Source organism: Dyadobacter sp. 3J3 (genome assembly GCF_009801115.1).
Lineage (GTDB): Bacteria > Bacteroidota > Bacteroidia > Cytophagales > Spirosomataceae > Dyadobacter.
Genome location: NZ_VTOL01000002.1, coordinates 70285 through 92532, shown reverse-complemented (window position 1 = coordinate 92532; position 22248 = coordinate 70285). Strand labels below are relative to the sequence as shown.

The 22248-nt window shown below is 40.6% G+C and carries 16 protein-coding genes; 7 read left to right on the top strand and 9 right to left on the bottom strand.

All coding sequences use genetic code 11. The features are described 5' to 3' along the window. Nucleotides 1-9: 9 nt before the first annotated feature. Genes FZF08_RS04255 through FZF08_RS04245 form a run of 3 tightly spaced genes read right to left on the bottom strand, consistent with a single transcriptional unit; the run spans nucleotide 10 to nucleotide 6221 of the window. A complete protein-coding gene (locus tag FZF08_RS04255) occupies nucleotides 10-1458 on the bottom strand; it encodes an amidohydrolase (RefSeq protein WP_159467406.1) in 1449 nt (482 codons plus the stop codon). Nucleotides 1459-1475: 17 nt separating this feature from the next. Beyond that, nucleotides 1476-2921 carry a SusD/RagB family nutrient-binding outer membrane lipoprotein gene (locus FZF08_RS04250; protein WP_159467405.1) on the bottom strand — a complete coding sequence of 482 codons (1446 nt, stop codon included), beginning with the start codon at nucleotides 2919-2921 and terminating at the stop codon, nucleotides 1476-1478. An 18-nt stretch (nucleotides 2922-2939) separates the two neighbouring features. Further along, a complete protein-coding gene (locus FZF08_RS04245; protein ID WP_159467404.1) occupies nucleotides 2940-6221 on the bottom strand; it encodes a SusC/RagA family TonB-linked outer membrane protein in 3282 nt (1093 codons plus the stop codon). Between the two features lie 610 nt (nucleotides 6222-6831). Here FZF08_RS04245 and FZF08_RS04240 point away from each other — a divergent pair. The 6 genes from FZF08_RS04240 (at nucleotide 6832) to FZF08_RS04215 (ending at nucleotide 13462) form a co-directional block, all read left to right on the top strand. Then, nucleotides 6832-8094, top strand: coding sequence for a sialidase family protein (locus FZF08_RS04240; RefSeq protein ID WP_159467403.1), 1263 nt, complete (start codon nucleotides 6832-6834; stop codon nucleotides 8092-8094). 76 nt (nucleotides 8095-8170) lie between these two features. After that, a complete protein-coding gene (locus FZF08_RS04235; protein WP_159467402.1) occupies nucleotides 8171-8815 on the top strand; it encodes an START domain-containing protein in 645 nt (214 codons plus the stop codon). Between the two features lie 139 nt (nucleotides 8816-8954). After that, on the top strand, nucleotides 8955-10544 hold the full coding sequence (locus tag FZF08_RS04230) for a DUF4394 domain-containing protein (protein ID WP_159467401.1): 1590 nt from the start codon (nucleotides 8955-8957) through the stop codon (nucleotides 10542-10544). A gap of 260 nt (nucleotides 10545-10804) precedes the next feature. Then, nucleotides 10805-11827: a LacI family DNA-binding transcriptional regulator gene (locus FZF08_RS04225; protein WP_200837026.1), complete on the top strand. Its 1023-nt coding sequence runs from the start codon at nucleotides 10805-10807 to the stop codon at nucleotides 11825-11827. A gap of 198 nt (nucleotides 11828-12025) precedes the next feature. Further along, nucleotides 12026-13213, top strand: coding sequence for a sorbosone dehydrogenase family protein (locus FZF08_RS04220; RefSeq protein WP_159467400.1), 1188 nt, complete (start codon nucleotides 12026-12028; stop codon nucleotides 13211-13213). A gap of 99 nt (nucleotides 13214-13312) precedes the next feature. Then, entirely contained in the window at nucleotides 13313-13462 is a 150-nt protein-coding gene (locus FZF08_RS04215) for a hypothetical protein (protein WP_159467399.1), read from the top strand. Between the two features lie 145 nt (nucleotides 13463-13607). On the opposite strand, the gene FZF08_RS04210 is transcribed toward FZF08_RS04215, so the two are convergent. The 5 genes from FZF08_RS04210 to FZF08_RS04195 all read right to left on the bottom strand — a co-directional run bounded on the left by FZF08_RS04210 (nucleotide 13608) and on the right by FZF08_RS04195 (nucleotide 18207). After that, entirely contained in the window at nucleotides 13608-13745 is a 138-nt protein-coding gene (locus FZF08_RS04210) for a hypothetical protein (protein WP_159467398.1), read from the bottom strand. A 57-nt stretch (nucleotides 13746-13802) separates the two neighbouring features. After that, on the bottom strand, nucleotides 13803-15311 hold the full coding sequence (locus FZF08_RS04205; RefSeq protein ID WP_159467397.1) for a sulfatase: 1509 nt from the start codon (nucleotides 15309-15311) through the stop codon (nucleotides 13803-13805). Nucleotides 15312-15482: 171 nt separating this feature from the next. Then, on the bottom strand, nucleotides 15483-16007 hold the full coding sequence (locus tag FZF08_RS32265) for a sulfatase/phosphatase domain-containing protein (protein WP_409012642.1): 525 nt from the start codon (nucleotides 16005-16007) through the stop codon (nucleotides 15483-15485). A gap of 126 nt (nucleotides 16008-16133) precedes the next feature. Next, complete coding sequence (locus FZF08_RS32260; RefSeq protein WP_409012641.1) at nucleotides 16134-17141, bottom strand: sulfatase-like hydrolase/transferase; 1008 nt, start codon at nucleotides 17139-17141, stop codon at nucleotides 16134-16136. 133 nt (nucleotides 17142-17274) lie between these two features. Next, nucleotides 17275-18207: a hypothetical protein gene (locus tag FZF08_RS04195; protein ID WP_159467396.1), complete on the bottom strand. Its 933-nt coding sequence runs from the start codon at nucleotides 18205-18207 to the stop codon at nucleotides 17275-17277. Between the two features lie 421 nt (nucleotides 18208-18628). Between FZF08_RS04195 and FZF08_RS04190 the strand changes: the two genes are divergently transcribed. Beyond that, the gene (locus FZF08_RS04190; protein ID WP_159467395.1) at nucleotides 18629-18853 is read left to right on the top strand and encodes a hypothetical protein; all 225 of its coding nucleotides are present in this window, start codon (nucleotides 18629-18631) and stop codon (nucleotides 18851-18853) included. Nucleotides 18854-20342: 1489 nt separating this feature from the next. Here the strand turns inward: FZF08_RS04190 and FZF08_RS04185 are convergent. Continuing rightward, nucleotides 20343-22049 (bottom strand): sulfatase-like hydrolase/transferase, encoded by a 1707-nt coding sequence (locus FZF08_RS04185; protein ID WP_200837025.1) that lies wholly within the window; start codon nucleotides 22047-22049, stop codon nucleotides 20343-20345. Nucleotides 22050-22248 lie beyond the last annotated feature (199 nt).

The window sequence follows — 22248 nt, the reverse complement described above, 5'->3', positions numbered from 1 at the left end:
AGTTTAAAACTATTTATTACGATAATCCAGAGCAGGTTTTCTGTCACCTACCATGGCTTCGTATTTAAACCCGGTTCCTCTTTTTTCGTCCAGTTCTTCTTTTGCTGTTTTTAGTACCGAAGGATTTTTGAAGATATCATATGCTGAAAGTGCCATTGATTTGGCAGCAACCATCATTCCCTTTGTGCCGATCGATGTTCCGCCACAGGCAACGGCCTGCCAGCTATGACCGGGAGTTCCGGGAACAAATGTGGCGATGCGAACACCAGCTGTGGGAACTGCCCAGCTTACATCACCAACATCCGTAGAACCTCCACCGCCTTCGCGTATTTTTTCAACTTTGTAAGGCTGAATTAAAACGGCAGCATCCATGGATGGAAGTTTACCGGTGAAAGAAGTGCGAATTTTTTCGGCGTAAGTCTTTTCTTCTTCGCTGTATTTCACTCCGCCAACCTCGTTCAGATTCTCATACATAATCTTCGCAAGCGTTTCATTCGGCAGCAAATTAAAAGCTCCGCCCGTTACTTCATAGTCCACGGTTGTTTCGGTACCCATGGCCGCACCTTTCGCAGCTTTCACCACGCGCGCAAAAAGATCCTTAACCGTTTGCATTTCAGGATGTCTCACATAATAATAAACTTCCGCGAAATCCGGAACAACATTGGGAGCTTCCCCGCCTTTTGTAATGACATAATGAATTCTGGCATCGGAAGGCATATGTTCACGCATCATGTTGACCATATCATCCATCGCTTCCACACCATCCAGTGCTGAACGTCCGCGATCCGGAGCAGCGGCAGCGTGTGCAGAAATTCCATGAAAGCGAAATTTGGCAGACATGTTGGCAAGTGAAGAAGTCGCGTTAGCAAGATTCCTGTCGCTTGGATGCCAGTGTAAAACCGCATCAATATCATCAAACAAACCCGCTCTTACCATATACACCTTTCCAGATCCGCCTTCTTCTGCCGGTGTTCCAAAAACGGTAACGGATCCTTTTGTCCCACTGCTTTTTAGCCAATCTTTTACAGCAATTCCGGCAGCTACGGATCCTACACCAAAAAGATTATGACCGCAACCGTGTCCGGATGCACCGGCCAGGGCTTCTTTTTTTACGGGATCGTCTGTTTGAGATAAACCCGGTAGCGCATCGAATTCAGCGAGAATTCCAACTTTCGGACCTTCGGCACCGTAGGTTGCCACAAAGGCAGTCGGCATGCCGGCTACACCTGCGGTAACTTTGAAACCCGCTTCTTTTAGTTTTTGCTGTAATAATGCAGAGCTTTTTGTTTCCTGATAACCAGGTTCCGCATAGCCCCAGATCTTCCTGGCCGTTTCGGCGTAAGCAGGAGTCAGTTTATCCAGAGAAGAGGCGATCGCCTCTTTCTCTGAATTTTTCTGAGCCATAACGTCCACAGATAAGTAACTGAGCAAACCCATCAGAATGATTCGTTTTTTCATCGTTTATTCTGAATGAGTTATTTATAAATTGGTGTTAGTTCAAACAAACCAGGCGCTACTGCCGGACTGCTTGTATTTGAATTTAATTCGTTTTGAGAATAAATAAAACGACCCGGAAGTTGTGTTCCGTTACTCGGCGTAATTTTAATACCCACAGCTTCTGAACGTGTACGACGCTCATCATCCCATCCGATATGCTGACCATAGAAAGTAACATAACGCTCTTCAAGAATTTCACGAAGCAATGCCTGATCTGCCGTAATTCCGTCTTTATTCTCCATACCGCCTGTGGCAAAATCCGCCGCGACGTAAGCATCATATTTGTACGTTCCAGCGACTTTGTAAGTTGCGTGAAGATATCCTCCGCCATTAAGAAAAGCACGATAGGTATTCAGATAACCTAAGGCTACGTCAAAACCTTTACCTGAACGCAAAGCAGATTCAGCCATAGTCAACACGTTTTCCTGATAAGTGATTAAAGGAAAACTTGCGTCTCTTGCAAAAAAACCGCGAGCTGTTGTTGTAGTTGAGGTGTTTGGTTCAATAATACCAGGAGCATTTACACCCGCTTCAAGATAATAAAATTTGAATCTCGCCGTTTCGATCGTTTTCGCATTTCCACGATATTTTGCATTGGTTGAATTAAGCAAAAATGTGAGGTAAGAATCTTCCCCAGTAATACTACCCGCACGAATATTTGTCAAAAAGCTATAATTGGCATTTTCGTTTACACTAGCCGTTGTTCCGTGCAAGGCATAAAGAGAGTTTGCATAGGCACTCACACCTAACGCAGATGCGGTTAAAGCGGCATCATACTGTTTTGTATCTAATAAAAGACGTGCTTTTAAAGTGTAGGCAACTTGTTTCCACTTGGCTGCGTCACCGGAAAGATAAATATCCTCAACCGTTACAGTTCCAATTCCCGATTCCAGATCAGCGACCGCTTCGTCCAGGCGAGCCAGTAATTTTGGATATAGGTCTGCCTGCGTTTCAAATTTTGGATTTGGGTATAACGCCGTATTACCCGCCTCCGTGTAAGGAACATCTCCCCAAAGCTCAGTTGCAGTTGCCATTCCATTGACTTGCACAATCTTGGCGATACCTGCCATTTTACGATTTCCCAACGCTTCCGCCTTTTCAATAGCTATCAGCGCATTTTTATTTACACCTGAAAAAAAAAGATTCCAGTCGTCATCAAAGTTACTTGCTGTAATCTGGTACAGATACCAGGTTCCCAACTGCTGGAAAGTTCCTTTTCCATAACCTGTCCAAACGATCGCAAGACGACTGGCAAGACCTTCCTGAGCGGCCATATTGGCAATTTCAGTTCCTGTAAAAACAAATTTGGCTGGTGCATCTGTGGCGTTGTTCGGATCCTTGTTCAAATCATCCACGATCCCTTCGCAGGAAATAAAACCCAGGCCAACCAACAGTGCAAAAACAGATTTATATATCCTTTTCATATGTTATCCCTTTTGATATTAATAATTGACTTTCAAGCTGAATACCAGCGACTTCGTATTTGGGTTGTTGAAGTAATCCACGCCACGCGCATTTCCGACACCGGATACGTTTGTTTCTGGGTCCACACCCACAATCTTAGTCCATAAAACCGGGTTTCTGGCAGTAACAGTAAAGTCAATAGCCTGAAGTTTTGTTTTCTTACGGAAACCAGCTGATTTCAAACTATATCCAAGAGACATTTCACGGATACGCGTCCAGCTGCCATCCTTTACAAATTGCTCTGCCAACTGGCCTGAGTGACCACCGATTGACGTGTAGAAAGACTGATCAAGCAATACCGGACCTCCACCGTAGTCAGCAATATTTCCACGAACAGTTGTACCGGCCGGCGTCAATTTCCCAACGTAGTTGTACGTATCCTGAGCTAATGTTACTTCATTTCCAACATCTGCATAAGTACCGAAGTTAACAAGTACTCCTTTTGTTCCTTCGTAGAAGCTGGCGCCTTGTGAAGTTTCAAATAATACATTTAAAGAAACATTTTTGTAGGACACATTTGTACCAAAACCGCCTCTCCATTTCGGATTAGGATTTCCGATGATACCAAGGGTTGTGCTCAATTGAGGGAAACCATTTGCTGTCAAATCCATTGCACCACTCTCCGTTCGTTTGTAAGTACCGCCGTAGAATGATGACAATGCGTGGCCCACGTTAGCCACTGTACTCAATGCACCACTTGTGAACGTAACGATTTGTGTTCCGCCCAAATCCGTAACCTTGTTATTGTTCTTACTCCAATTCGCAAAAACATTTACATTCCAGTCCTTTTTCTGGAAAACATTCATGTTGAGATCTACTTCAAGGCCTTTGTTCTGCATGGTTCCGGCATTGGTATACCGCTGGGTAAAACCTGTTGAACCAGCCGCAGAAACCTGTAAAAGGAGATCCTTGATTTCATTTTGATAGTAAGTGAATCCGGCAGTAAGCTTGTTTTTAAAGAAACGAAGATCAGTACCTAATTCAAATTCAGTTTTACGTTCAGGTCTCAAAACCGGATCTCCCTGAGTATAGCTTTGAACAAAAGCCCCACCATAACCTGATCCTGTCAAATCGGTCGCCCAGCTGCTGAATGCTGCTGGTACATACGTTGTAATATTTTTATATGCGTCTGGCTGAATACCCACAACTCCAAAAGAACCCCGGATCTTGCCGAAAGAAAGAATATTATTGTTTGCAAAAACAGGCAATTGTGTAAACTGCCAGGCTATATCAGACGACGGATAATAAAATGTTGATTTAGAAGAACTTCCGAAAGTTGAACCTGCCTCACCAGCTGCGGATACATTTAAATAGACCTGATCATAAAATCCTAAATTAAGAGTCGAATACAAACGAGCCATGCGGCGATGTGTTTCGCTATTATACGGATAATTATTTGCGTTAGTCGAATTTGTAAAATTCCCCGGAGCATCTTCAAGAATGAAGTTGTTCATTAAACCGCCCAAACTATTGTACTTACGATCATTTACATTGAAACCCAAAATAAAAGTTCCCGTGATATTTTTCGTGATATTGTGCGTGGCACGCCCGATGACATCCATGTTCAGCTCAGTTTCCTTAATCATCTGCTGCTCATATTGTCCAGCGCCGGAGTTCGTCACAGAATTTACCGGATTATTGGTAACACGTCTGTCTGTATACGTATCAAGTCCACCCCTGGCCGTAATATTGAACCAGTTAGTCGGGCTGATCACCGCCTCCGTACTCATGATAAAACGATCAACTTCTGAAAGGTTTGTTAATTCGTTAATCGTCCAAAGCGGGTCATTATAACTTGGATTGGCTGATGCACCAAGATAGTTTCGGTACGAACGCTGACGGTTCAGAATAGGTGAAGCAGTTGGTGAAGCGTAGTATGAGCCTTTCCAATAACGGCTATCGAAATCGGGAGAAGAGCGAAGCATACCCAGATATAAACCAGCAGTATTATCGCCTTTCTGGATACGATTTGAAGTAGTCCGAACATACGTTGCATTCGTTGAAACACGTACAATATCATTGAACTGGCGCGTACTGTTAAAACGAATAGAACTTCTCTTGTAATCGCTTTGTCCGGCAAAAATCCCCTTTTGTGAAAGATTACCAAGGCTCATGTAGAAATTACCCTTGTCATTTCCTCCGCTGATCGCAACGTTATTATCAAAATAAGTACCGGTACGGAAAACGGCATCTTCGCGTGCCTGGTTGTACGTCTCGGTTGAATTCTTTTTTAAAATTGGATAAAAGGTTGGTCCGTTATATGCTTCGAATCTTCCCTTGGTCTTATCGACATCATCCTCGCCACCAGAGCGCGTAGAGATTTTATCACCCCAGGAATATTGCGTAGTCGGAGTATACACACCACCAGTTCCTTGACCGAAGGCCGATTGCAATGGGTGCAAAACGTTCACTTTATCAAAAGAGGCGGTAGACGTATAACTGATGTTCATTTTTTTGTCGTCAGCACCCCTTTTGGTTGTAATCACGATTACACCATTTGCAGCACGAGACCCCCAAAGACCTGCGGCGGATGCACCTTTAAGCACCTGCATACTTGCGATATCTTCCGGATTAATATCATTCAGACGTGACTGCTGCGCCACACCGCCCCGGCTATCACCGCTTGTACTGTTGCTCATTGGAATACCATCAATGATAACCAATGGCTGATTGGAACCTGTAATTGTATTCTGGCCACGGATCTGGATATTGGAGCCCGCCCCAGGATCACCGCTTGAACGGGAAATCTGAACACCGGCTGCTTTACCTGCCAATCCATTAATTACTCCGGTTTCACCAGAGCGACGAATATCATCTGCCTTGATAGAAGAAGAAGTAGAACCCATGCGGTCCTTATTTTCTCTAAAACCAAGCGCGGTCACAACCACTTCGCTCAATTGTTTGGAATCTGTTAGCAACGACACATTAATCGTTGAAAGACTTCCAACCGGAACTTCTTTTGAAATAAATCCAAGAAAAGAAAACACAAGAATGTTGCTTTGTCCGGGAACTTCTATTGTGTAATTCCCTTCAGCATCCGTGGAAGTACCTACCATACTTCCCTTAATCACAACATTGACCCCCGGAATTCCGGAGCCGTCCTCTTCGGAAGTTACTTTACCTTTTACCGTTATTCCCACGGTGTTATGGCGCTCTCCATTGATCAGTCCGTTACCGCCAGACCGGGCCGGATGACTCAGGCTTCCGGCAAGTAAAACAATCCAAAGCGCGATAGCTTTGTTTGGTAAGGATTTATTCATAATTGTCCATTATTGTTTGGGTTAAACATAATTCTATATAGGTAACATTTATTCGATAAAGACACTTTTTACAAAGGAATCAATTCAATTATTTATTTTTTCATTTTTAAATATTACAACATACCATTCCGCATTTTTTAATTTATTCAATATTAAATTTCGATATATACACTATATGACAATAGTAAAATTTAGAAGGGCACCCTGTTTTATAATATTCTTAAAAAGTTTAAATTCTTTCTAATTATCAGAATAAAACATTTTCAATAGTGTCGTAAAACGGCAACTATTTTGGAGACAAAATAGTTGTTTTTGAATAAAAGGGAAGAAAATAGACTACTAGGAGGCCAGATTAAAAAGAGGTTTGAAAGTTTCTTTTTTTTCACACTTTCAGCTCTTTACTTTATTTGTTAATATTGTACAAAGTTGATGTAGGATCTATATCAATTAAAGGTTACGATATTTTATAAAGGGCCCTGGAATTCCGGGGCTTTTTATTTTGGGAATTGGCCGATATATTAATCCCAATTCAAATGCGTTGAATATCCATTCCTCTGGCAATAAACCACTGAATAAACGTTATTAATACTCCTGTAACATTTAAGTTTCTATGAAAAGAATTTCGTTTTTACTTTGTCTATTTTTGTTTGTCGCAAGCGCGTACCGTTTTCCTGATTTGATGCCGGAAGGTGAAAAAGGACCCTTCCAGATTTCATTGCCCGGTGCTGATGCTTCTGGCGCCTATTTGACAACGGATAACAATAACAACCCGGTTTTGAGCTGGGTACAACAGGTAAGCCCTGATAATTACCGTATGTTTTATGCCAGTTCCTTTGACGGCGGGCACACATTTGAAAAAGCTAGGTGGATAACAACCTCAAAAGGAATTTATCCGCATGATGAAAATATGTCTAAAATCATTTATAAAAAAAACGGTGATATGATGGCAATTTTTGCAGTCAGCAATCCCGGCAAAGAGAATAAATATGCGGGACTACTTTATTATACGCAATCGTTTGACAACGGTTTGGTCTGGACTGAACCCAAACAATTATCCCCTGCAAAATCATATAGTAATGATGAGCGCTATTTTGACATGACATTGCTTCCCGATGGAGAAGTCGGTGTTGTGTGGCTCGATTCGAGAAAACCTGATGTCACAACCGTGACAGTACACAAACATGAAGGCATGGATATGTCAGAAGGTTCGGCTATTTACTTTTCCAAAACAGATCATAGAAAAGGATTTATAGAAGAAACCAGAATCGCGGAATCAGCCTGCCAGTGCTGCCGTACCAAGTTGTTTTTGGACGAATCGGGAAAATTGCATCTTACTTATCGGGCCATTTTAAATGACAGTATCCGGGATATGGTGCATTCCGTTTCCCTGGATAATGGTAAATTATTTTCAGCACCAGGCCGCATCAGTGCGGACAACTGGGTCATTCGCGGCTGTCCGTATACCGGTCCGACTATGACAGGAAACTCTGCCGGGATGCACTTCGCCTGGTATACAATGGGTACGGGAAAGGGGATCTTCTATTGCAATTCCACAGGTGATAAAAACTTTTCCACCAAAGAAAGTATCAGCTCATCTGCATCAGCAAAACATCCTCAGATCATCGCAAACAAAAAAGGAAAACTGACGATTGTTTGGGACGAGCTCAATGACGAAGGAAATTTTAGAATTGGTATTCAAACAAGGGACGTAAATGGGAAGTTGTTAAAAACAGGCTTCCTAACGCCAAAAACGATAAATGCAAAGCATCCTGTTGCCTTGCCGTCGGGACCAAACGGAATTCTTGTTGCTTTCACAAAAAAAACGGGAGACCAAAACCAGGTATTTTATGACTGGAAAAGTTTGGGCGAGTAATTATTTTGTTACAAAAGCTGTTACGGATAAAGCAAAACAGTAAACCTAATTTACTGTTGGAATAGTTGAATTTCAGATGTTAAGGAACTATATATTTTTATCAATTCTAATATCTTTTTTCTCGCCAAGTTATGCCCAGGAATCCTGGAAACTCAGTACAGAAAAAGATGGAGTTAAGGTTTTTACCAAATCAATATTAACTTCAAAAATCAAAGCACTAAAAATTGAATGTGTACTTAATGCTTCTGCATCGCAGCTAGTTGCTGTTATTATGGATATTGAAAAGGGTTCAGAATGGGTCTATGGAACCAAATCCTGTGTTTTGGTGAAACAGGTTTCACCTTCGGAACTTTACTATTATTCCGAAGTTATACTTCCGTGGCCAGCACAAAACCGGGATTTCATCGCCCATATCAGCGTGAGCCAAAATCCTTCCAGTAAAATTATTACAGTTGATGCGCCCTGCGTAAATGGTTATGTTCCCGAAAAGGCAAATATCGTAAGAATTCAAAAATCGATGGGTAAATGGATTATTATTCCGCTTTCAAAAAACCAGATAAAAATTGAATATACACTGGCTGTCGATCCGGCAGGCTCTATTCCAGCGTGGCTCGTCAATCTGGTTGCTTCACAAGGGCCCTTGGAAACATTTAAAAAACTAAAAACACAACTTCAAAAAGAAGAATACAAAAATATAAATATCTCGTATATAATTGATTAGAAGTATATTATAAGTTAAACTAAGTCAGTATTAAAAATATATTAAAATTAAATTAAAAATTTAATCTCCATTTTAATCCATGAGGATTTTTTGAGCGTATGTGAGTAATAAAATATTACTCACCTTATTCAACCGATTCATGGGAATTTTTAAGCAACATTTAAAAACGGCCACATTTGCTCTTGGCCTGACTGTATCGCTGGCAATGTATTCATGCGAAGATCATCGACTAGCCCCAACTGAACAAGCCCTTCCCGACCGTATTTTCTACGGACTTTCAGACAACAATCAACTGCACGAACTTAATGTAAAAAACACTACAACACCACTTAGATCATTTTCGATAACAGGTTTGGAAAGCGGTGATGTTCTGGCAGGAATCGATTTCCGGCCTGCTACTGGTCAGCTTTATGCAATCAGTAAGCAAAGCAATCTTTACCAGATTAATATCAAATCCGGAGATCAACAGGGAAAAGCGACAAGAATCGGAACTATTCCGATTGCCACAACACTTTCAGGCACAAATACAGGTTTTGACTTCAACCCAACCGTTGACAGAATCCGCGTTGTAACCAATACAGCGCAGAATTTGCGTTTACATCCTGAAACCGGTGCCGTCGTTGCAGGAGATCTGCCTTTAAATGGCCCGGCAAATCCCCAGATTGGCGCTGTGGCATACACAAATAGCCGTGCCGGCGTTACTGCTGCCCCGGGTGTTGGTACCACACTGTATGACATTGACCCAGTTGCTGATATGTTGTATATTCAAAATCCACCAAATCCCGGCGCTTTGGTTGCTGTGGGTGGGCTGGGCCTTGATATTCAGGATATTGGCGGATTTGACATTTCTCCCGACCTTAACGCAGCCGATGTTTATCCGATTGCTTCAGTTAAAGTTGCTGGTGAATGGGAACTTGATTACGTAAATCTGACTTCCGGAAAATTGCAAAAACTTGGAAAATTGCCGACAGGTGTAAACATAATCGGTATAGCAATTCCTTCCCTTCCGGTTGCATATGCACTGGACGGATCTAATAATATTAAGATATTCAATCCAACAAACGGTTACGACTACGGAACGAAAGCGGTTAGCGGCCTTCCATCCGGAGTAATGTTGCAAGGATTTGATATCCGACCGGCAAATGGTCGTTTGTACTCTCTGGGAAACAACAGCAAAATCTACGGAATTGATCTTGGATCAGGAGCAGCCACGGAATTAGCCAGTCTGAAACTTGCTGACAATACTCCTGTAACCATCAGCGGTACGATATTTGGCGTTGATTTTAATCCTGTTGCCGATAGATTGAGAGTTGTAAGTAATACCGGGCAAAACTTACGCATCAATATATCCGATGGTGTGACCCTTATTGACGGTTCGCTAAAAATTGGTGTTGACGGGCCAACTCCATTCGTTACAGCCGCTTCATACACAAACAGCTATCCTGGTGTAACTGCAACTACTTTATTTGACATTGACAGCCAGTCTAACCTGCTATACAAACAAATGCCACCTAATGATGGTGTTTTAGTTGAGCCAAAATCCCTTGGCCTTGACGTTGATTCCAGCATTGGATTTGATATTGGAAATGTTTCTGGTACGGGATATGCCATATTTACAGTTTCCGGAAACACAAGTTTCTATTCTGTTGATCTTGCATCGGGCACTGTTCAGCAAAAATTCCCTTTCAGCACGCCAATCAAAGGACTTGCATTAGGTTTCGGTTTGTAAGAATTCAAAAATAAAAAAAACGGATGCTCTGAATTATTCAGAGCATCCGTTTTTTTTATTTTGATAATTTTCAATACTTACCAGCACGGAAACTTCATTAAAACCAGCTTTTCCAGCCAAATCCCATACCATCGGGATAGAAATCTGCAACCGTCTATTCTAATTTTTCAATATATATCTTTGAAAACCATAATGGCCTCCTCACGGCATTTACTTTTCCCGACTACCATTTCTTACTACATTTACCAAAAAGCATCAAATTGAAAAAAAACAGTGTCACTTTAAGCGATATAGCCAGGGAACTGCATATGACGGCCGCCACGGTTTCGCGTGCTTTGAGTGATCATCCGGAAATTAGTGCCAAAACAAAAGCAATTGTAAAGGAAGCGGCACAAAGGCTTGACTATAAGGCCAATCGTATTGCCTCTTCTTTGCGCTCCGGAAAAACAAATGTAATCGGCGTACTGATACCGACCGCGGAAAATGCTTTTTTCGGCTCCGTCATTCATGGAATAACCAACCTCGCCAGTAAACATGGCTATTCGGTGCTTATACACGAATGTGATGAATTGTATGAATTGGAAGTTAAAGGAATCCAGACTTTTATAGGAGCGCGTGTTGATGGCATTATAGCTTCACTTTCCAGAAATACACTGGATTATGAACATTTTCTTGATGTTAAACGCAGAAATATCCCACTCGTTTTTTTTGACCGTGTGCCGGACCTCGAAATTCCTTCCGTTGTAATCGACGGATTTAACGGTTCGTTCTGGGCTACACAGCATTTAATAGATCAGGGTTACAACCGGATCGCCCACATTTCCGGTCCTCTTTATATCAATACCTTCAATGACCGTTTTAAAGGTTATGAAGCAGCTTTGAAAGCCAATAATATTTCCATTGATGAAAATCTGGTGTTTAATGGAAATATCTCCATTGACTCTGGCATGGAGGGTACCCGTTATTTGCTGTCACTACCGGAACCTCCGGATGCGATTTTTGCAGCAGAAGATCTCACAGCGCTGGGCATATTAAAACAATTAAAACTAAGCAAAATTCAGGTTCCGGAGCAGTTTGGCATTTTTGGATTTTGCAATGATATGTTTAGTGAACATACCACGCCTTCCTTATCGACCATGGACCAGCAAACAGTATGCATGGGCCAGGAAGCTTTCAAACTTTTATACCAAATTATAGAAAACGGCAACGAGGAAAAAACCAGGAAAATTGTCGTCAAACCACTTCCGGTTATCAGAGAGTCATCTCTAAAAAAAGCATTATAATAATACATTGTCGGTTTCAATAAGGCGCTTTCCAATAAATTTGATTAAATATCAATTAAGTTTTCAATTTAGTATCATTTTCCGTAAACGATTACGTTAATTTGTAGACGGAAGATTCGACAGTCTTAAAATACTCAATTTTTTGACAAAAAAATAAATCTTCCTAACGAAAAGAAATAATACCAAAAATTAAAAACGATGCTTAAAAAACTCACGATTCCTATACTCTCCACTTTAATTATGTCGGCGACTGCATTTTCGCAAGTGCCTGATTCTCCGGTAAAAGTAAAGCTAGAGCTGATAACAGACCAGCTTTCCCATCCAACGGCATTTGCAGTCACGAAAAAAAATCCGGACATGCTTTTTGTAACCGAGCAGGAAGGCAGGATTCGGATTATTCAAAAAGGTAAACTGGTGGATGCTCCTTTTCTGGACATCAGGAAGGAAGTTCTAAAAAAAGAGGGCTACGACGAGCGTGGATTGCTTGGACTTGCATTTCATCCTGATTATGCCAGCAATGGTAAGTTCTATGTGTATTGCAGTGTGCCAGTTGCCAATCCAGTTAAAAACCAACTGGATCATCAGAGTGAAATCCGGGAGTATATGGTTTCTTCCAATCCTTTGGCAGCGGATGTCGCTAAAATGAGCAAGGTTTTGGTTATTGATGAACCTCAGTCCAATCATAATGGTGGTGACCTTAAATTTGGAGCTGACGGGTTTTTATATATTTCAGTCGGTGACGGCGGCGGTGCGAATGACCAGCACGGAGAGATTGGCAATGCCCAAAATCTAAGCAACATGCTGGGTAAAATTCTTCGTATTAATGTAAACAAATTGCCTTACACCATCCCGGCGGATAATCCGTTTGTTGGTGATGCCAAAGCAAAACCTGAAATTTATGCTTATGGATTACGCAACCCCTGGCGTTTCAGCTTTGACAGTAAAACCCATCAGCTTTTTGCAGGTGAAGTTGGACAAAATAAATACGAAGAAGTTGATATCATTACCAAAGGCGGCAACTACGGCTGGAGACCGATTGAGGGATTGCATCCCTTTAATGAAAAAGATCCACAGCCTAAAAACCCGATTGCGCCTATCACGGAATATCCTCACCCGGAAGGACTGAGTATCACTGGCGGATTTGTTTACCGCGGAAAGGCAATTCCTGCTTTATCCGGCAAATATGTTTTCGGGGATATGATGGGCCCAATCTGGTCGCTATCGCCTGGGAAAGATGATAAATGGACTAGAAATAAATTATCTATTGGCAGAGACGCCGGTTATTGGCACGTTTACAGTTTCGGGGAAGATCTTTCTGGGGAACTTTACGTGCTGACGGTGATCCTTGAAAATACGAAAGGGGCTCTTTATAAAATTGTGCCTTAATTCATTAGTATACCTTCCTCTAAAACCTCGGCTATAACTCCGTAACGAGTAAATAGCTGGGGTTATTTTCTTTTGTAACCAGTACAAATAGGCAATACCGTGAAAAATACACGTCGCAGTTTTATCAGAAAAAGTGCTTCACTGGCGTCTTTATCGCTATTTGGTAATTCTTCTACTGAACAACTAATTCCGCAGCCTATAAAAGAATATGCAGAGTATGGCGGACAATATTTTTGGCTTTTCTACTAAAAAGTAAATTACCATTCACTCTTCTTTTTTGAATTATTCATGTGCTCTTTTAGATCCATAATTGTATGAGTAACCTCAACATTGCTTGTTCTTGATTACTTTTCCATTCCCTTTTGTTCTGCTTATTATTACCTCATAATCCCGTTCAATTATGTGGAAAATCTTCTGTTAAATCTGCAACAGAACCATTTTCATTCTTTGGAATTACCAAATCCTCTTTTTTTGCCAACATAATTAAAGTTAAATTCAACAAAGTCACAAATAGAAAAATTGTCTTTTTCATTGTTTAGTCATTTTGCTAAATAATTACTGATTGTAAATTCGAAAATCTGACATACCACTACCTCGCTGCCTTTTTCAACACTACGTACCGTTTTCTAAATTGATCCAGCTTACTGTTGGCTGATTTTTGCCCTACCAGATTAGTTGTTTCTCGTGTATCTCTTTTAGTATTATAAAACTCTTCATAGTTGTGCTCAATGTATTTCATGTACTTGAATTTCTTGGAAACAACACCTTCTACTTTTGGCAAACCCGGACTGCCTATAAATGTATGTTCGTAGAAAAAGTCTTCACGCTCGGTAGCTCCACTTTTCAGAGAGGCCATTAAATCTTTTCCCTGAATTGTTGCAGGAACTCCTACGCCTGCAAATGATAAAATCGTGGAAGCGATGTCAATATTCAGCGCAATATTATCAGTTTTCTTGCCGACCATTTTTCTTGGAAGAGGCGCTCCGGAAATGATCAGCGGAACACGTATCGATTCTTCATAACCAAACCATTTTCCTTCCAGTCCGTGTTCTCCCAGCGAAAACCCGTTATCACCCATAAAAATTATAATGGTATTTCGGTCGATTTGTAATTGTTTCAACTGCGCCACCATATCTCCAACGGCTTCGTCCACTCCGGTAATCAGGCGGTAATAATTCTTTACCGTTTCCTGCCGTTTTTCCTCTGTTGAGAAAAAAGTTTTCCAACGCTGTCTGGCAATATTTTTATCAGACCTGAAAAATTCAGGGAAACTATTCCAGAATTGTGGATCCGCTGTAATCGGCTTCGGAATATTTGTATTTTCATATAGACCGGCAAAACGCTCCTGAAAAGGAAAGGTTGGAGGCTCACTTTCTGACTCGTGCGGAGCCTTGAAACTCACCGAAAGACAAAAGGGTTCTTGCTGTCCGGCAAACTGATATAGAAATTGTTTGATGTCCTTTCCAACACTATCGGTATTATGAATTGTCTTTCCACTTTTATTCACAACCAGATATGGAGGCTGTTCAGCTCTTCCACATGCCCAGTAATCAAACAGGGAATCGGGTTGACGGTTACTGTCAATTCCAAACTTTCCGATAAAGCCAATTTTATATCCCGCTTTTTTCAACAGGGCCGGATACGTTTTGTCCAGCGCCTTTTTTGAAAAACAGGTCTTAAAATCATTAATCTTATGCCGTGACATATATTGTCCGCTCAGAAGGCTGGCCCGGCTCACGCAACAAATGGATGTTGTGACATAGGCCTTCTTAAATAAAATCCCCCTGCCTGCAAGGGCATCCAGATTTGGCGTTTTAATAATTTTATTCCCCATCACGCCGAGAGCATCCCATCGATGATCGTCTGTCAGAACAAAAATAATATTAGGCCGACCGGGTTTGGGCTTAGTATTTTCTCTATTCTGTTTATTTTGAGCCCTGCTCGTAAGTGCATCCCATAGCTGCCTGTTGCCCAATTGAAAAATTAAATTAGGACTGGGAAGTTTTCTTATTTCTATTCGCTGACCGAAACCAGCCATAGAGGATAAAACAAGTAAACCAATAAGCCCCCCCTTGCAAATAAACTTCCTGATTTTCATAATAAGCAGACCATACTCACAAATTTCAAACTAATAATTCGAAAAACAATGATTTTCCTGTCACTTATACCCTACTACTTCCGGATTAAATGCTTACCGGTGTGATTCGACCTGTCATAAGTGCTCAAACGAATAACTTCAACCTTTATACGTTTAAGAACTCTTTCGTATTTATTCCACATTTCCACGTCTCGCAGCGCCTTTTTCAAGACCAAACGCCGGAGTACCATTTGGATTACCAGGTTTTATTTTTTCATAGTCCACAACTCCCGTTTTATCCGCCCACTTGAAATAATCGGCCGATAATTCATTGACGATTTCTGTATTCACGGCAGACAGGTCATTGTTTTCTCCACGATCTTTTTCCAAATCATAAAGCTCCCATTTATACGCCGGATACGTCGAAACAATTTTCCAGTTTCCTTTTCTGACCGCACGGTTTCCGGCACGTTCCCAGAAAATAGGCTCCCCCCTGTCTACGGTTTCTGATTTGCCTGTCAACACCGGAAGCAAGCTTTTTCCGGGAAGTGGGTTAGTTGTTATACCGTTCAATTTGACAGGATAAGTTGTATTGGCTAACTCATAGAAAGTTGGGGCAAGATCGATCAAATGACCCGTTCCTTTTACAATGTTTCCACCTTTGATCTGCTTTGGAAACCAGGCAATAAAAGGTGCGCTGATTCCTCCCTCATGCATATTGTTTTTGTAATTTGTATGAGGAGTATTGGAAACGTAAGCCCAGCTTTGTTCCTGATAATCATACGAACCGGCGGTTCCGATCGGTCCCGAATTGCGAGGTGGTTTTCTACGATTCGTAGCCGATTAACCTCCCTGCGCACCATTGTCTGAAATAAAGACGATTAATGTATTTTCATCTTTTTTCAATTCCTTCAACTTTTCCCGTAAACGACCAACACTCTGGTCAACCCGGTCGACCATGGCTGCATAAACTTCCATTTTCTTTTCCCAAAACTGCTTTTCGCTGTAAGTCAGATTATCCCAAAGCGGAACTTCCGGATCATGTTTGGCAATAGCCTGATTCGGATATGAAATGCCAAGTGCTTTCTGTTTTTTGATACGTTCAACCCTAAGAGAATCCCAACCGATACTATAACGGCCTTTATATTTGGCAATATCTTCCGGTAATGCCTGCAAGGGCCAGTGCGGCGCGTTAAATGCTACATAAAGAAAGAATGGTTTTTCTGTTTTATTTTGCTCATCCAAAAATTCAAGAGCATTGTTTGTGATTTCATTGGTAAGATATAATCCTGATTTCAGATTAAGTTTTTTGTTATCCTTAACCAGCTCAACCGGAGGCGCCTGACCGTATTCTCCTATATCGAAATAATTGCTGGCACCTTTAATAAATCCATAAAAATGATCAAAACCTCGCTGGTTTGGCCAGCCAAGACTATCACTTCCCACGTGCCATTTCCCACTCATTAAAGTACTATAACCGGAATTTTTAAGCACCTCAGCAAAAGTCAGTGACTCCTTGTTTAAATACCCCTGATAAGCCGGCAAACCCAGATTGACATCAAAATAGCCAATACCGGCTTTGTGCGGATACTGGCCTGTTATAAGAGAGGCACGCGTAGGCGCGCAGATGGAATTGTTATAAAATTCACGAAAACGAATTCCTTCTTTTGCAAGGCTATCCAGATTAGGCGTCTGAATTTCGGAGCCATAAGAGCCAATATCAGAATAGCCCATATCATCAACCATGATTAGGATGATGTTCGGCCTTGTATCTGCTTTCTTATTTTTTTGTGCAAACGATGTGATCGTACCGCCTGTTAAAAGCAGACCAATAATAAAATTAAATTTCATTTGGCAGGGTTAGTTTTAAATATAAAATTCGGAAACTTTGAATATCCCCGAAGTGATAATCTTGTTCTAATAGACTTTAAGGTGCCAGGAACGCAATGCCCGGCACCAAAAACGTAAATTAATTCACCTAAGCTTATTTCACTGCTGAAAATCTTTCCAATTTTTCTTTTTCAACCTGTAAACGTTTTGGTTCAGGTTTAAGGTATCCGTACTGGTGCAAATCCACTTCTGCATGCGACGCTACCCAAAGAAGAAATTTCTTTGCTTCAGGATTGCTGTTATTTTTTGCAATTGAAAAATGCACATATTCAACCGGGACATTTTTCACTTTTTCAGTTTCCAGTTTTGCCAAAACCTGATCCAGGTTATCGGTTTGTTTTTCTTCTTTTGAAACTCGTCCATTTCCATCCAGATCAACCGGTATAATGGTCAGGCCTTGCGTTGGCTTACGGGTTGTTAAATCATACGCCAAACCAGGAACAGTATACGTGATTCCGGTATCATCTTTCAACAATGCCTTAATCAAATGCTCATCTGCACCGGCAATACTTTTTCCTTTGATCTGCTGCTGCTCATATCCAAAATATTTGGCGAATGTCAAAGGCGCACCTGCTTTTTGTAAACGGGTATAAACAGTAAATGGAACGGTAATCGAGTTGTCCTTTTCCGCATATATATCATGGAAGAAAATTTGTTTGTATGTTTTTTCGATCAAACCTTTATCTCCATATTCTTTTGCAAAAGCCGAGGTTGCATTTGCAACAGGCAAAAGTGCATAACGGCCGATTGAGATATATTCCCTCGTTTCTTTCACTGCTTTGTCCTGATCGTAAGCTTCAATAAGCAAGTCATATTTTTCGGGATCTGTAATGGTTCTGGCATCAATAGTGATCTGTGCTTTCGGATTTTCAACCGTATATTCTTTGATCCATTTGTCAACCAAAGGATAAGCAAAACGCACACCCGTGATCACCACTATATTTTGAGAAATTTCCTGGGCGAATAAATTTGAACTGGCAGATACGGCCAGACCCGCAACAAATAGAAATGATTTGATCGTTTTCATGATGTTAAAAGAAAGATGAATTAGTTTGATATTATCCTTAACCACCCTGACAAAGGGCGGATAACAATAAAAATGAAAAGAGCTCTGTAACCGTTTTTAAACCAGGCTACAACAGCAGATATCAAGAGAATTTAAAATATTTACCACCGGACGTGCAGCCTGAAGCCACGAAGAATTTGAATCTATCGGTCTCATAGTTAAACTATTTTTGACTTATCCTTTTTACTGGTGGTAATAAAAAGAATAATACCCTACTATATTGATAGACAAAGTAAGTTTAATAAAAATAGATTACCAAAATATTTTTGAAATTTTGGATTAATATGTGAAATCCAATATTTTATATTTGAATAATTATTAGAAACAAGGCAAATTCGTGTTAATGTTGTGTAGGATTTGATTTAGCATTTAAACGCTTTGTATGCAATTCTCATATTTAGGGTATAATATTGAATTTGTTAGTATCTATAAAATTGGACATTACAGAATTTGTTCCTATTGGAGCATCGTGTTTATGGCTTCAATATTCACCACAACGCGACAAAACTCCGGATGGAGTTTCCTAATTTATCAACCATCTTTCAAGATATTAGCAGGAGGCTCCGAAGGAGCCATCGCGCATCCGGTTTCCTGGATCTTTCTATAAACAGGAGGCTCCAAAGGAGCCGGATTTTGGTGAATGGGAATTTCTGGTCCAATAATATTGGCAAAAAATTGAAGAATGATTGGCCGTTTTTTTCGAAAATTATTAATCAGCTAAACTGGTGAAAATAATATAGTACACAAGATTCCGCCGTTTTTAAATAATTAAAGTCTCGTGTATGTAATTAAAATTCGCATCCGACATAATGTTAGATGCCAGAACTGCTCCGTAGGAGCATCCTGTTTATAGCTGACAAATTCACTACAACGCGACAAAACTCCAGATGGAGTTTCCTGAAATATTAAACTATCTTTCAAGACACTAGCAGGAGGCTCCGAAGGCGCATCGGGTTTCCTGGATCTTTCTATGAACAGGAGGCTCCAAAGGAGCCGGATTTTGGTGAATGGGAATTTCTGGTCCAATAATATTGGCAAAAAATTGAAGAATGATTGGCCGTTTTTTTCGAAAATTATTAATCAGCTAAACTGGTGAAAATAATATGGTACACAAGATTCCGCCGTTTTTAAATAATTAAAGTCTCGTGTACGTAATTAAAATTCGCATCCGACATAATGTTAGATGCCAGAACTGCTCCATAGGAGCATCCTGTTTATAGCTGACAAATTCACTACAACGCGACAAAACTCAGGATGGAGTTTCCTGATTTATCAACCATCTTTCAAGATATTAGCAGGAGGCTCCAAAGGAGCCGGATTTTGGTGAAATAGAATTTCTGGCCCAATAATATTGGCAAAAAATTGAAGAATGATTGGCCGTTTTTTTCGAAAATTATTAATCAGCTAAACTGGTGAAAATAATATGGTAAACCAGATTCCGCCGTTTTTAAATAATTGAAGTCTCGTGTATGTAATTAAAATTCGCATCCGACATAATGTTAGATGCCAGAACTGCTCCGTCGGAGCATCCTGTTTATAGCTGAAAAATTCACTACAACGCGACAAAACTCAGGATGGAGTTTCCTGAAATATTAAACTATCTTTCAAGACACTAGCAGGAGGCTCCGAAGGAGCCAAATTTTGGTGAAAGAGAATTTCTGGCCCAATAATATTGGCAAAAAATTGAAAGAATGATTGGCCGTTTTTTTCGAAAATTATTAATCAGCTAAACTGGTGAAAATAATATGGTAAACCAGATTCCGCCGTTTTTAAATAATTGAAGTCTCGTGTATGTAATTAAAATTCGCATCCGACATAATGTTAGATGCCAGAACTGCTCCGTCGGAGCATCCTGTTTATAGCTGAAAAATTCACTACAACGCGACAAAACTCAGGATGGAGTTTCCTAATTTATCAACCATCTTTCAAGATATTAGCAGGAGGCTCCGAAGGAGCCAAATTTTGGTGAAAGAGAATTTCTGGCCCAATAATATTGGCAAAAAATTGAAAGAATGATTGGTAGTTTTTTTCGAAAATTATTAACCAGACAATTGTGAGAGAATAATATGATAAACCAGATTTCGCCGTTTGTAGGGCTATTTTAACAATATCAGTTCAATAGCACGGATGTCTGCAAAGCGATTTCCTTTTAATTGGCTTGCTTTGATTTTTATCTGGCCTTTTCCTTTTTCAAGATCCCAGTTTCCAACAAATTTGGTTATAAATTCCTTTTCATAAGACTCTCCATTCCTTTTCACCCGGTCAGGACTAGGCATAAGCACCGGATCGTAAGACTCTGTAATTTTTCCAGAAATGGCTTTGGAATTAAATATTACATCAAAAGCACTGCCCACGTTAGCTGCTGGAATCGTATATCGGATATTCAATTTATACTTGCCGGAGGTATGCACGTCCACATCCCAGGTTACGTAAGACTCCTCATCATTCCAGTTTGCGATCCACGAAGAATTAGGAGCTGATGCGCTGTATGACAAAGTTCCTGTTTTGGAAGGATGTAGTTTTGCATCTTGTGAAGGCAAAGTCGTTTTGGGGAATTCAGCATATCCAACCGGTATCCAACGCACGGTATCGATACCTGACATTGCATCTTTATACCATTCATTTAATTTTCCGGAAAGATCTTTATAGACATCTGGAAATTGTGCTGCTATGTCTTTACTTTGGGTGGAATCCATTGACAAATCATATAAAGCACCTTCCGAAGCCAAATATGGCCATTTTCTAACACTGTTAAATTTATTAATAGAAGAAAAAAGATATCTTTCAGCCAACGAATTCGTTTCTCCTTTCAACAAAGCTTTTAAACTTACGCCGTCCAACGGTTTTGTACCAGAAGTTGAAATCCCTGCAAAATCAGTCAGCGTAGGCAGAATGTCGATGTAGGCGGCCTGATCCCGAATAATTTTCCCCGAAGGGATAACACCCGGCCAGCGGATAAAAAACGGCACCCTAACACCACCTTCCTCAGCCACACCTTTTCGCCCTTTCATGTCACCATTCCAGCGCCATGAATTAGGGCCATTATCGGTCATGTAGATCACGATCGTATTTTCTGCGAGTTTGAGCTCGTCCAGTTTTTTCAAAATCCGCCCGACGTTATCATCAATATTTTCACACATCGCCAAGGCAGATATGGTAACTTCCGGGTCTTCCTGGCTCGTATTACGACTGAATTGTTTTAAACCTCTTGCTTTTACCCGGTCATAATATTTGTCGGGAACTTGAAACGGCGAATGTGGCGCGTTGTAAGGTATATAACACACAAACGGTTTGTCTTTATTTTTTTCAATAAAACCGATGGCTTTATCCGTCAAATCGTCTGTAATAAAACCTTTGCTTCTCACTGCTTCACCATTATGATCCAACATCGTGTTAAAGTAATTCGCATAATGGCCACTCAAAAAACCATAAAACTCATCAAAACCCCTGCCATTTGGATGATATGGATACTGACTTCCATTATGCCATTTTCCAAAACATCCGGTTGCATAACCTGATTTCTTAAAAAGATCAGCCAGTGTAACTTCATCAAGATTTAGAAATTCTTTGGAATTGGATACACCGTAAACCCCAGCTCTATAATGATAACGGCCTGTTAAAAGCCCGGCCCTCGTAGGAGCACAAAGCGGTGCAACATAAAATCTTGAAAATCGCGCGCCGTCTCTGCCAAGCTGATCAATGTTAGGCGTTTGCACATTTGAATTTCCATTAATACTCAAATCTCCCCAACCCTGATCATCGGTGAGAATGAAGACGATATTAGGTCTTTTTTGTGCTTGCACAGGAGATGCAGTAATCACAAAAATTGAAATAAAAAAGAAAAACAGCAGACCAAGACGCATCTTATTGTTCAAAAAAAATTGTGAAAACCAAATTAATTACCATGCTAATAAACAAAGAATTAAGCTACTTTCATTAATTTTATTTTAACGTCAAACAGAATATAAATATGTTACACAGAGACTCACAAAGAGGAAAAAG